Annotated in this window: 8 protein-coding genes and 1 riboswitch; of the genes, 3 read left to right on the top strand and 5 right to left on the bottom strand. The window is 67.0% G+C overall.

All coding sequences use genetic code 11. The features are described 5' to 3' along the window. Positions 1 to 6: 6 nt before the first annotated feature. Genes ABQJ54_RS10435 through ABQJ54_RS10445 form a run of 3 tightly spaced genes read right to left on the bottom strand, consistent with a single transcriptional unit; the run spans position 7 to position 4,255 of the window. Positions 7 to 546 carry a DUF6933 domain-containing protein gene (locus tag ABQJ54_RS10435; RefSeq protein ID WP_367854228.1) on the bottom strand — a complete coding sequence of 180 codons (540 nt, stop codon included), beginning with the start codon at positions 544 to 546 and terminating at the stop codon, positions 7 to 9. Beyond that, a complete protein-coding gene (locus tag ABQJ54_RS10440) occupies positions 543 to 2,015 on the bottom strand; it encodes a restriction endonuclease subunit S domain-containing protein (protein ID WP_367854229.1) in 1,473 nt (490 codons plus the stop codon). The genes ABQJ54_RS10435 and ABQJ54_RS10440 overlap by 4 nt, the downstream gene beginning before the upstream one ends. Then, a complete protein-coding gene (locus ABQJ54_RS10445; protein ID WP_367854230.1) occupies positions 2,012 to 4,255 on the bottom strand; it encodes a type I restriction-modification system subunit M in 2,244 nt (747 codons plus the stop codon). Before ABQJ54_RS10445 ends, ABQJ54_RS10440 begins: the two co-directional genes overlap by 4 nt. Positions 4,256 to 4,347: 92 nt before the next feature. Between ABQJ54_RS10445 and ABQJ54_RS10450 the strand changes: the two genes are divergently transcribed. Beyond that, positions 4,348 to 5,403, top strand: coding sequence for a GSU2403 family nucleotidyltransferase fold protein (locus ABQJ54_RS10450; RefSeq protein ID WP_367854231.1), 1,056 nt, complete (start codon positions 4,348 to 4,350; stop codon positions 5,401 to 5,403). Between the two features lie 143 nt (positions 5,404 to 5,546). Here the strand turns inward: ABQJ54_RS10450 and metK are convergent, their stop codons facing one another. After that, the gene (gene metK / locus ABQJ54_RS10455) at positions 5,547 to 6,746 is read right to left on the bottom strand and encodes a methionine adenosyltransferase (protein WP_367854232.1); all 1,200 of its coding nucleotides are present in this window, start codon (positions 6,744 to 6,746) and stop codon (positions 5,547 to 5,549) included. A 166-nt stretch (positions 6,747 to 6,912) separates the two neighbouring features. Beyond that, complete coding sequence (gene metE, locus ABQJ54_RS10460; RefSeq protein ID WP_367854233.1) at positions 6,913 to 9,207, bottom strand: 5-methyltetrahydropteroyltriglutamate--homocysteine S-methyltransferase; 2,295 nt, start codon at positions 9,205 to 9,207, stop codon at positions 6,913 to 6,915. 196 nt (positions 9,208 to 9,403) lie between these two features. Continuing rightward, positions 9,404 to 9,785: riboswitch (cobalamin riboswitch) on the bottom strand. A 154-nt stretch (positions 9,786 to 9,939) separates the two neighbouring features. On the opposite strand from metE, the gene olsF reads away from it, so the two are divergent. Both olsF and ABQJ54_RS10470 read left to right on the top strand, forming a co-directional pair. Continuing rightward, on the top strand, positions 9,940 to 11,649 hold the full coding sequence (olsF, locus tag ABQJ54_RS10465; RefSeq protein WP_367854234.1) for a bifunctional ornithine lipid synthase OlsF: 1,710 nt from the start codon (positions 9,940 to 9,942) through the stop codon (positions 11,647 to 11,649). Beyond that, positions 11,646 to 12,473 (top strand): UDP-2,3-diacylglucosamine diphosphatase, encoded by an 828-nt coding sequence (locus tag ABQJ54_RS10470; protein WP_367854235.1) that lies wholly within the window; start codon positions 11,646 to 11,648, stop codon positions 12,471 to 12,473. Before olsF ends, ABQJ54_RS10470 begins: the two co-directional genes overlap by 4 nt. Positions 12,474 to 12,479 lie beyond the last annotated feature (6 nt).

Consider the following 12,479-nt stretch of genomic DNA (forward strand, 5'->3'; position numbering starts at 1 on the left):
CGTCTGTCAGTGCAAGGTCGTCGCAGGCGGGCGGGGTGTGGCGTCCGGCAGATGCCGGCGCAGCAAATCCGTGGCGTAGTGGAAATCACGGCCTAGGTCTTTGCGCGAGAACGGGGTCTCCAGCATGCGCATAGCCACTTCGAACGCGGTGAGCCTGTTCCACGCGAACTGCGTCCACGCCTCGTATTTGCGCTGGTTCATCGACGCGACCAGGCTGCGGTTGGTGTTACGCGCGTAGGCTGGCGGTTGCCGCCATGCATCGAGTTCGGCATGCGCCGCCGGGCCGTCGATGCCGCAGGCGGCGAACAGCAGGCGCAGTTGCTCTGCTGCCATTTCGTGCAGGCGCCTCAGGTTGGCCGCACGAGCCGGCAGCACCAGCACGGTGCCGGTGGCCGCATTCATCAGCAACGCGAAGGGCTGGCGGTCGATGAAGTCGATGTCCGCGCACCATTCGCCCAGCGGGTTGCCGGCGGCCGGCGGCTCCGGCGGCGCGGACGGCAGGTGCAGGCGCTTCAAGAGTTTCTGCGAGCAGCGGACGACGGTCAAGGCGCGCCTTCCGCCTGCGCGCGGGCAGCCTGCAGCCAGGCCAGCGCGGCGGCTTCGGAATCCTCGATGGCGATTTCCACGGTGCGCTTGGCGGCGTCGAGGAGGGTGGCGGCACGTTGCTTCGCCGCGAACGCTGCGTCGACGGATTGCCGGATGGCTTGCTGCACGTGCTCCGGTGCTTGCCAGACGAGGAAGCGTGCGATGTCGTTCGGGTACAGCTCGATCTGCCCGGACGAGCCGCGCAACCATTTTTCCACCTGCGACTGGCCGGCGCGGCTATTCAGGTACACCGACAGGTACACAGGGTCGATGGCGCTCGGTTGGGGGCGCAAGACGGTGACATGGTTATCGGGCAATGCCCCGGTCGCATGCAGGTAGGGTGCCGTGCGGCCAATGGTGCCGACGCCGGTGCCGTTCATCAGCACGTCGCCGTAACGAATCGTGAGCGCGCGTCTGCCCGATGAGGCGGTGCGGTTCTCGGCATCCAATCGCACCTCGCCGTTGACGACATGTTTGGAATTGACGACCGGCAAGCCCTGATCGGCGTAGTCCGGCTGCGCTCCGCGCTCGTTAACGGTGAGTAGCGTTTGCAGCGCGCATGAGCGTCCGGTGGCACGAAGGTGTGCCTCCAGCTCGACGTAGCTAGGCTTGAAATGTTCCGCGTCCAGCCGCCCTGCGGCGAAAGCGTCGCGGCTGCGGCGGACGTAGCTCAACGGTTGTGGCGGTTGCCAGTCGGCGAGGCCAAGTGCTGATAGCAGTTGCCGTTCGCCTCGTGCTTGGGCAGTCTTTGCTTCGTCGTGAAATGTGATGGCGGTTTGGAAGCAATCCACAATGCAGGCTTGAAGGCGCTGACCCAAGCGTGGAACTGGCACCTTGCGGCCATCGTCGAGGCTAAGGTGAAGTTGGACGTTGCCTTGGAATTGCCGCTGCAACAGGCGCTCACCTAAGTTGCTGTTGAGATATGCGACCAAGGCCTCCGGGGCGAAGACGCTTTTACCGTAAGGTGAAAGTCTGGTTGCAATTGTGTCCTGGCTGGTGTTGCAGCGATTCAGTGTGACGACCGAGGCGGCGGGATACGCAGTTTTCGACAACACGATGTCGCCTCTGCGTAGCTCGGTTTTCTTCTCCGTTTCGTGGATCGTTTCGGGAATAAGTGCAAGATTGGAATCGTCGATGACACCGGAGCGCAGATTGAGGATGCGCAAGAAGGGTACGCCGGTTTCGCTATACGACTCCGCGTTGATGTCGAAGATGCCTTTCACGAAGCGTGAGAATAGCGGGCCGAGTTCATCGTGGCCGCCAGTGTAGGCACGCACTTCCTTGTCAGCCGCCAGCATGGGTTTGGCGAAGTAGCCGCTATCGATGCGAAGTTTGCCGTTGTCCCTGCGAACATCCGACAAGCGAAGTTCGCTGACTTCCAGCCCCTCCAACAAGCCCGCATAGCGGGCCGCGTCAAAGGGGCGATTCAAAAAAAACCGAGTTTCTCCTTCGCCGCGAATTCGGCGAAGGCCTCGGCGATGCCGTCCTGGGTCAGCCCGTCGTGGTTGAACAGGTCGTGCTGGATCACCCAGTGCCCGTGGTTGTCGCGCAAGGGCTGGCGATAGGACTCGACCTCGCGCAAGCGCTGCAGCCGATAGCCATCCTTCTGGCGGATTGCCTCCAGGCTTCCATGTTGCTGGACCAGCGTGAGCGCTGTTTCGACACCCTCCTTGCCGTCCGGATAGGTGACTCGATAAAGACCGGCGGCCTCCGCTACAGCGAAGCGTTGCTGCAGCTCTTCGTCTGACAAGTCTTCCAGCGTCGGTTTGTCGCCTTCTGTCCAGTCGAACAGGCGATGCCGTGGTTGTGAGAAGGCTATGATCTTCTCGCCGCTGTTGTCCTTACTGGCCAGCTGCTGGGTGGCGAAGAAGATCGGGTAGTCGTCCACGCGTGGGCAGTGGTAGCGCGGGTCGCTGGCGTCGTCGTTCCACTTCTGCACGAACAGCACGCTGGTCTTGGTGCCGGTGTGCGGCTTGAAGGTGTTGGGGTGCAGGCCGACCACGGCGAGGATGCGGCAGCGCTCGGCGACGAATTCACGCACGCGCTGGTCGCTAGCGTTGTTGAAGCGGCCTTGCGGCAGCACCACGGCCATGCGTCCGCCGGGACGCAGGAAGTCCAGGTTGCGTTCGATGAACAGCAGGTCGCGGCCGACCTTGCTTTCCAGCTTGCCGTTGGCCTTGTGGCCCAGGTCGTAGGGGCTGAGCATGTCGCTCTGCTTGATGTCGCCCGCGAACGGCGGGTTGGCCATCAGCACGTCGAAACTGAACGTGCGGTTCTGGTTCTTGGGGCTACGCAACTTTTTCAGCTTGGCCCAGCCGGGGCCGTAGGTTTCCTGCCAGTCCTCGTCCTGCTTGATGCGCTCGTCCCACTTGGGCCAGTCCAGCGTGTTCAGGTGCAGCACGTTGGTCTGGCCGTCGCCGGCGATCAGGTTGAGGCAGCGCGCCACACGCACGGATTTCTCGTCGAAGTCGATGGCGAACACCTTGTCGCGCACGTAGTCGTGGCAGCGCTGTGGCTTGGCCTCCATGGTGAACAGGTTCGAGACAGGCAGGCCTTCGTCGGCAAAAATCTGCTTCCACACATGGAACATCGAGTGCACGGTGAAGCCGGCACTGCCGGCCGCCGTGTCGATCACCGTCTCGGACTCGTGCGGATTCATCATGCGCACGCACATGTCGATCACCCAGCGCGGGGTGAAGTACTGGCCCTTCTCGCCCTTGGACGATTTGCCGACCAGGTACTCGAAGGCGTCGTCCACCACGTCGAGATTGGAGTTGAACAGCTTCCACTCCTCCAGCGAGCCCACGCAGACTTGCAGGTGCTCCGGGCCGAGCTTGATCTTCTCATCGTCGGCGAACACGCCGGGCCATTCCTTCTTCGCGTCGTCGAACAGCGACTGGATGTTGGCCTTGAGCTGGGCAGCGGTGTTGGAGTTCCGGAAGCGCAGGTACTTGTGCCGCCCGCGGTAGCAGTACATCTCGTCGTAGAGCTTGCTGAAGATCAGCTTGAACACTTCCTCGAACACGTCCACGCCAGCGTTGGCGAGGACTTCGTTCTCCATTTCCTCGATCAGCTGTTTCAGGCTGCGCACGCGCTTGCCTTCGGCCTCGCGCTTGCGCTCCACCTCGATCAGCGTGTCCATCGTCCACGGCTGGCCGGCGATGTCGTCGATGGTCTGCACGACATCGGGAATGTCGGGAATCTCGACGAAGTAGTTGGGGTTCTTGCGGTGCCAGACCACCGATTCCACGCCGTTGCACCACATTGCCAGCGGCGCGCCGGTGGCATGGGTGTAGGAACGCAACTGCTCCTTGCCGTCCTTGAGCTTGCCCTGTTTCACTTCGACGACGATGTAGGGCACGGTGGGACGGTCGGCATCCATCACGACGATATCGGCGCGCTTGGAGCTGTCGCGGCCGAAAGTGATGGGGTATTCCACTGCCAGGCGCGACGGCGAATAGCGGTAATGCAGCGCCAGCCGCTGCAGCCAGAGCTGGCGCACCAGCTCCTCACGCTTGGCCTGCACCGGCTTGTCGCGCACCAGGCAATGCACGTAGGGCTTGCCGTTCTTCTCGCTCAGCGCGGCTTCGACCGCCGCCAGTGGAGCGCCGCCGAAAAGCTCGATCAAAGTGCCGCGATCAATGTCGTTGAGCAGGTGTTCGAGGCGCATGCGGCGGCCGTCCGTCGGGTGTGGAGGATTTGCGGGTTATACCACTCATCCACTTCGAGTGGTATAACCGAGCGGCCTTCCGGAGCCTTGCCATGGCCTTGTACCGTGAACTGCCCGCCGCCGCGCAAACCGCCTACGCCGAGCTTCAGGAGTTGGTGCAGGTGGCGGAGGCGTTGCGTTCGCCGGCCTCGCTGACGGGCACGGTGGGCTGGAAGACGATCAAGGGTCACCGTTACGCGTACTGGCAGTTCAAGGAGATCGACGGGCGCAAGCGCGAGTATTACCTCGGGCCGGACGGGCCGCAGATCGCGGCGATCGAGCAGGCGCGCGACCGACCCGCGCCGGCGTTGGAGGCGGTGGCGCGGCAGGCGCGTGCGGCGGTGGCGCACGGCAACCTGCCGACGCCGGCCAAGCCGTTCCGTATCGTCAAGCGCTTCGCCGACTACCAGTTCTTCCGCGCCGGTGGGCTGCTGGTGGGTACGCATGCGTTCCTCGCCATGGGCAACCAGCTGGGCGTGGCCTGGGGCGAGGGCACGCGCACGCTGGATCTGGATTTCGCCCATGCCGGCCCCGGCGGCGACGTGGCAGTGGCGCTGCCGGCCGATTTGAAGACGGACATGCCGGATGCGTTGAAGTCGCTGGAGATGGGCTTCCTGCCGGCGCTGGGCGGCAGCCGCGGCTTTGCCAACCAGTATGTAAGCGAGCGCGAGCCGGACCTGCGCATCGACTTCCTCACCGTGCCGCGACGCAAGCGCGACGACGTGCATGCGCCCGATCTCGGTGTGGCGCTGGTGCCGTTGAAGTTTCTCGATTACCTGCTGGAACAGCCGGGGCAGGCGGTGCTTCTGGATGCGGCCGATGCCTGTCTGGTGAATCTGCCTGATCCCGCGCGCTATGGCTTGCACAAGCTGTTGGTGGCGGCCGAACGTGGCGCACGGCATCCGAAGTATCAGAAGGACATTGGCCAGGCGCTGGCGCTCATCGACTGGCACCTGGAGCGTGCGCCGGCACTGTTGCTGGATGCGTGGGGTGACCTTGCGGGGCGCGGTACTGGCTGGACGAAGCGTGCCCGGCAGTCACTGGCCGCGGCGCCGGCGCGGCAGCGCGAGCTGGTGCAACGTTTCCAGCGGGCGGCCGGCCTGAAGTGATTGCCGGTCCAACGAAAACGGGCCGCATCATGCGGCCCGTTTCGGTCCAGCCCTTCGACTTCCTCGCTCCTCAAAGCGCGGATGTCCATACCCGCTCCCCGCGTCGCGCCTGCGGCGCTACGCTCAGGGCGAACGGCAGTGGCTTACTTCAGCTTGGCGGCCTTGCGCAGCGCCTCGGCCTTGTCGGTCTTTTCCCACGAGAACGCGGTGTAACCCTTGCCGTTCTTGTCCTTGACCTCGACCGGGCTGCGGCCGAAGTGGCCGTAGCTGGCGGTCTGCTGGTACATCGGGTGGATCAGGTCGAGCATCTGCAGGATGCCGTACGGGCGCAGGTCGAAGTGCGCGCGGATCAGCTTCTCGATCTTGTCGTCGCTGATCTTGCCGGTGCCGAAGGTGGTCACCGAGATCGAGGTGGGATGCGCCACGCCGATCGCGTAGCTCACCTGCACCTCGCAGCGGTCGGCGATGCCGGCGGCGACGATGTTCTTGGCCACGTAGCGCGCGGCGTAGGCGGCCGAACGGTCGACCTTGGACGGATCCTTGCCGGAGAACGCGCCGCCGCCGTGGCGGGCCCAGCCGCCGTAGGTGTCGACGATGATCTTGCGGCCGGTCAGGCCGCAGTCGCCCACCGGGCCGCCGATCTCGAACTTGCCGGTCGGGTTGATGTGGAACTTGGTGCCCTTGTGCAGCAGCTTGGACGGCAGCACCGGCTTGATGATGTGCTCGCGCACGGCCTCGATCAGGTCCTTCTGCTTCACGCCCGGATCGTGCTGGGTGCTGAGCACCACGGCGTCGATCGCGGTGGCCACGCCGTTGTCGTAGCGCAGGGTGACCTGGCTCTTCGCGTCCGGGCGCAGCCACGGCAGCGGCGAGTTCTTCTTCTTGCGGACCTTGGCCTGCTGCTCGACGAGGCGATGCGAATAGTGGATCGCCGCCGGCATGTAGTCCCTGGTCTCGTTGGTCGCGTAGCCGAACATCAGGCCCTGGTCGCCGGCGCCCTGTTCCTCGGGCTTCTTGCGGTCCACGCCCTGGTTGATGTCGGGCGACTGCTTGCCGATCAGGTTCAGCACGCCGCAGGTGGCGCCGTCGAAGCCGACGTCGCTGGAGTTGTAGCCGATGTCGAGGATCACCTTGCGGGTGATCGCCTCGAGGTCGATCCAGGCGCTGGTGGTGATCTCGCCGGCGACGATCGCCACGCCGGTCTTGACCATGGTTTCGCAGGCCACGCGGGCGCGCGGATCCTGCGCGAGGATCGCGTCGAGCACGGCGTCGGAGATCTGGTCGGCGACCTTGTCCGGATGGCCTTCGGAGACCGATTCGGAAGTGAACAGGTGGCTGGACATCGCGTTTATATCCTCGTGTACGGATAAAGAGATAAAAGAGTGCGCCATCATACAACGCCGCCCCGGCTTTTGCAGCCGGCCGAAATTCTGGCGGCCGGCCGGTTAGCTGCGTGTTCAGACGTCCGAATGGCCAGCGGCCCAGCAGCGGGGCCGCCGGCCGACGGACTCAGGCCGCTGCAGCGGCCAGTTCCGCCCGCAGCAGGCGGGCGCAGTCCACCATGCCGCGCAGCGCCGGTTCCACTTCGGCCCAGCCGCGGGTCTTCAGGCCGCAATCGGGGTTGACCCAGAGCTGGCCGGGCTGCAGCACCTGCAGCGCCTTGCGCAGCAGGGCTAGCATCTCCTCCTGCGTGGGCACGCGCGGCGAGTGGATGTCGTACACGCCGGGGCCGATGCCGTTGGGGTAGCGGAAGCGCACGAAGGCGTCCAGCAGTTCCATGCGCGAGCGACTGGTCTCGATCGAGATCACATCGGCATCCATCGCGGCCACCGCCTCGATGATGTCGTTGAACTCCGAGTAGCACATGTGGGTGTGGATCTGGGTGGCGTCGCGCACGCCGCCGGCGGTGATGCGGAAGCATTCCACCGCCCAGGCCAGGTAGCTCGGCCAGTCGGCGCGGCGCAGCGGCAGGCCTTCGCGCAGCGCGGGCTCGTCGATCTGGATCGCGCGGATGCCGGTGGCCTCCAGGTCGTGCACTTCGTCGCGCAGCGCCAGCGCGATCTGCCGACACACGGTCTCGCGCGGCAGGTCGTCACGCACGAACGACCACTGCAGCATGGTCACCGGGCCGGTGAGCATGCCCTTCATCGGCTTTTCGGTGAGCGACTGGGCGAACGTCGACCAGCGCACCGTCATCGGCGCGGGCCGTGCCACGTCGCCCCAGATCACCGGCGGCTTCACGCAGCGCGAGCCATAGCTCTGCACCCAGCCCAGCCTGGTGAAGAGATAGCCGTCCAGTTGCTCGCCGAAGTATTCCACCATGTCGTTGCGCTCGGGTTCGCCGTGCACCAGCACGTCCAACCCGATGGCCTCCTGGAAACGTACCACGCGCTCGACTTCCGCTTCCAGCAAGGCCTCGTAGTCGGCATCGGCCAGTCTGCCGGCGCGATGCGCGGCGCGTGCCTGGCGCAGATCGTCGGTCTGTGGGAACGAACCGATGGTGGTGGTGGGCAAGGACGGCAGGGCCAGCGCCCCGGCCTGTGCCGCGCGCCGCGTGGCGTAGGGCGAACGGCGCAGCGCCATCTGCGGGCTGAGTTCGTGCAGGCGGCCGCGCACGGCCGGGTTGCGCACGCCGGGCTGCTGCGCCTGCCGGTCGAGCAGGGCCTGCTGCGCCTGCAGCGCGGCCTCGGCTTCCGCCTGGCCGGTGAGGGCGTCGGCGTAGACGCGCAATTCCTCGATCTTCTGCCGCGCGAACGCCATGCCGGCCCGGCGTGCCGGATCGAGCGCGGTCTCGGCATCGAGATCGATCGGCACGTGCAGCAGCGAGCAGGAGGGCGCCAGCCAGACCCGCTCAGCGCCGAGGCGCTCGCGCGCCTTGCGCAGCAGCGGCAGCACCCGGTCGGGACGACTGCGCCACACGTTGCGGCCATCGACCACGCCGGAGCTGAGCACACGGTCTTCAGGCAATGCGTCGAGCACGGCATCGAGCTGCTGCGGCGCGCGTGCCAGGTCGACGTGCAGACCGGCCACCGGCAAGCTGGCGGCAAGCGCGAGATTGTCGTCGAGTGCGCCGAAGTAGCTGGCGAGCAGGATCTTCGGACCACCCGCCGCGGCCAGTGCCGCGTACGCATGGCGGTAGGCGGCGTGGTCGTCGGCGTCCTGGTCGAGCGCGAGGCAGGGCTCGTCCAGTTGCACCCAGTCCGCGCCGGCCGCGACCAGTCGACGCAGCAGCTCCCCATAGGCGGGCAGCAAGGCGTCGAGCAGGGCGAGCCGGTCGCTGCCGTCCACGGTCTTGGACAGCAGCAGGAAGGACACCGGCCCCAGCAGCACCGGCCGCGCGCGGTGGCCCAGTGCCTGGGCTTCACGCAGCTCCGCCAGCGGCTTGTCGCCGACGAGGGCGAAGCGCTGGCCGGCATGCAGCTCCGGCACCAGGTAGTGGTAGTTGGTGTCGAACCACTTGGTCATTTCCAGCGCGTGCAGGTCGTGGCCGCCGCGCTTGTGGCCGCGCGCCATCGCGAAATAGCCGTCCAGACGGTTTTCGGCGAACACCGGCCGGTAGCGACCCGGGATCGCGTCGAACAGCACAGCGGTGTCGAGCACGTGATCGTAGAGGCTGAAGTCGTTGCAGGGCACGACGTCGGCGCCGGCCTCGCGCGCCAGCTGCCAGTGCCGCGCCCGCAGTGTGCGAGCGGTGTCGAGCAGGGTGTCGGCCGGCGTGTTGCCGTGCCAGTGGGATTCGAGCGCGCGCTTCAGTTCGCGCTTCAGGCCGATGCGTGGAAAACCGAGAAAGGTGACGAGTGACATGGATGATTCCTCTTGCATGGATGGGCAAAGAGGAACGAAGGGTGGCCAGCGCGGACGGCTGGGCCGGTGACCTTCGCCCCCGCGGGCGAACCAGCTTGCGCGGGGTATGACGCGCCCGCCGCGATCCACGCGGCGAGCGTGGCACTCCCCGCGGAGAGCCAGGCCGTACGGAGCCCGAGCGCTCGCTTTCGCGGGCGCGCGGATTCCGGCCAAGGCAGGTCTTCGGGCTCGTGGACATGGCTGGCGATGTGCCGGCCGCCTACTGTCCGCCGCTTCCCGGGCGGGAACCTGGGCCACAGAAACATCCGAGGCGAAAAGCCTGTGGTGCGAGGGCAGATTTTCGACGGTTTGCTGGCCCATGGTGGTCCCATGGGCCAAGAGCCGGCGGAAATATGCACCGCGCCGCGGGCTTTGCAGCCCGGATGGTTTCTGCAGCCCAGGCTCCTTAGCCCAGTGCTGGTGACGGAGGTCGTTTCCACATACCGCTGCGGGGCAGCGCCGGATTCGCACCGGCTTCCCTTTTGATTTCATCTTTCCATTCGAATGGAAAGATGAAAACCTCGGCGCTGCGCAAGGTACGCTCCGGCAGGGCATCCGTCAATGGACGGATAGCCATCCAAACGGTCATGGAGGGCCCGCTATCCGGCGCTGTCATGCCGCTGACGCGGCAACGCAACGAGGCCGTCCCGATGGTCGCGGAATCTTGCGGCAGGCCAAGCCGGGAGTCTCGCCATGCAAGCCATCGAGCAGCGTTTGCAGCAACGCTACCCCCACTGGTTCCGCGGTCACCGCGGGCGGCTCGCCACCCCGCTGCTGCACGGATGGGCAAGCTGGTCGGGACTGGACGGCATCGATGCCTTCTGCACGGAGCATGCCGGGTTGCGCGGCTTCGCCTTCGTCGAAGCGGGGCTGCGCTACCTGCAATTGCGCTACGACGTGGACGGGCAAGCGCTGGCGCGCATCCCGCCAAAGGGGCCACTGCTGATCGTCGCCAACCACCCCTGCGGCGGGCTCGATGCGCTGGCGCTGCTGGACATGGTGGGGCGGGTGCGCCGCGACGTGCGCATCATCGCCAACGAAGTGCTGGCGCTGGTGGAGCCGCTGGCGGAGCTGCTGCTGCCGGTGCGCGTGTTCGGCGGCAGCGCCGGCGCGGCCAGCCTGCGCCGGGTGGGGCGCGCCCTGCGCGCCGGCGGATGCGTGATCGTATTTCCGGCCGGCGAGGTTTCGCGGCTGGGTCCGCGCGGCGTACGCGACCCGCACTGGCGTCCCGGCTTCCTGCGCTTCGCGCGCCGCGCAGCGGCGCCGGTATTGCCGGTGCGCATCGAGGCGCGCAATTCGGTGTTGTTCTACGGGATTTCCGCACTGTGGCGACCGGCGTCGACGGCGCTGCTGGCGCGGGAGATGTTCGCCCGCCGGCAGCGGCCGGTGCGCTTGCACGTGGGCGAGCCGACCGTGGTCACGGATGGCGAGCGCGAGCGCGATGCGCTTCGACGCATCCGCCAGACGCTGTATGCCATCGGCCGCGACGAAACGGCGCCCTCCGGGGTGGGCTCCATGCCTGTGGCGCCGCCGATCGGCGCGCACGAACTGGCGGCGGCCGTGGCGGCCACTGAACTGCTCGGAGCCACCAGCGACGGCAAGCAGATCCACCTGGCGCGGAATGCCGGCGGTTCGCCGCTGCTGCAGGAAATCGGCCTGCTGCGCGAACTGACCTTCCGCGAGGTCGGCGAAGGCACCGGCCGCAGCCGCGACCTCGACGCCTACGATGCGCACTACGACCACATCCTGGTGTGGGACGCAGAGGCCTCGCGCATCGCCGGCGCCTATCGGGTGATGCGTGGCGTCGAGGCGCTGGCGCGCACCGGGCTGGCCGGTCTGTACACGGCATCGCTGTTCCGCTACGCGGACGAGGCCGTGCCGCGGCTGGCGACGGGACTGGAGCTTGGCCGCAGCTTCGTGGTGCCCGACTACTGGGGCAGCCGCAGCCTCGACTACCTATGGCAGGGCATCGGCGCCTACCTGCAGCGCCATCCGGGCGTGCGCTACCTCTATGGTGCGGTGTCGATCAGCGCCGCGCTGCCGCGCGCGGCGAGCGAGCAGATCGTGGCCTACTACCAGCGCTACCACGGCAGTGCGCAGCCGCTGGCCAGCGCGCGCCGGCCATTCGCGTTCGGGGATGCGGCGCCATCGTTCGACGGGCTCGACGGCGCGGCCGCGCACGAGGCACTGAAGCTGGCGCTGGACCGGCTCGGCGCCTCGGTGCCGATGCTGTACAAGCAGTACACCGAGCTGTGCGAGCCCGGCGGGGCGTGTTTCCTCGCCTTCGGCGTGGACCCGGACTTCAGCGGCTCCATCGACGGACTGATCGAGGTGGACCTGGAGCGGCTGCGGCCGCGCAAGCGCCAGCGCTACCTGGCGCGCCGGCAGGATGCGGTGGCATGAAGCGCCCGACCGCCCCGTCCGAGCGGCGGCTGCGGACGGTGTTCCTGTCCGACGTGCACCTGGGCACGCGGCATTGCCACGCGGCGGAATTGGCCGATTTCCTCGACAACCTGCGCTGCAGGCAGTTGTACCTGGTGGGCGACATCGTCGACCTGTGGCGGATGGCGCAGCGCCGCTCGCAATGGAGCGGTGCGCATACCCGGGTGATCGAGGCGCTGCACGCGCTGCACGCGCGCGGTACGGAGATCATCTACGTGCCAGGCAACCACGACCGGCCGTTGCGGCGGGTGTGCGGGCTGATGCTGCCGGGCATGCGCGTGCGGCGGCGCGCGGTCCACGTCACCGCCGACGGCCGCCGCCTGCTGGTGACGCATGGCGACGACTACGACAACGTCACCCAGTTCGGCGGCCTGCAGGAACGCCTGGGCGACTGGCTCTACTACCGCATTCTCACCTGCAACCGCTGGCTCAACTGTGCGCGCAGGCGGCTCGGCCTGCGCTACTGGTCGTTGTCCGCCTTCGTGAAGCGGCGCAGCGGCGCCGCCGAACGCTACATCGCGCGCTTCGTGCAGGCCGGGCTGGACGATGCCGCGCGACGGCGCCTCGACGGCATCGTCTGCGGGCACATCCATCGCGCCGCGCTGATCCAGCGCGACGGCCTGATCTATGCCAACGACGGCGACTGGGTGGAAAGCCTCACCGTGCTGACCGAGGACATGGACGGCGCGCTGCGCCTGCTCGGCCATCGCGGCGATGTGCAGGCCGAGCTGCCGCCGCGGTTGCGCCTGACGACGGTGGAACTGCCGTGCGAGCTGGCGGCCTGAAGACGG

This window comes from Rhodanobacter lycopersici (assembly GCF_040812335.1).
GTDB classification, from domain to species: Bacteria; Pseudomonadota; Gammaproteobacteria; order Xanthomonadales; family Rhodanobacteraceae; genus Rhodanobacter_A; species Rhodanobacter_A lycopersici.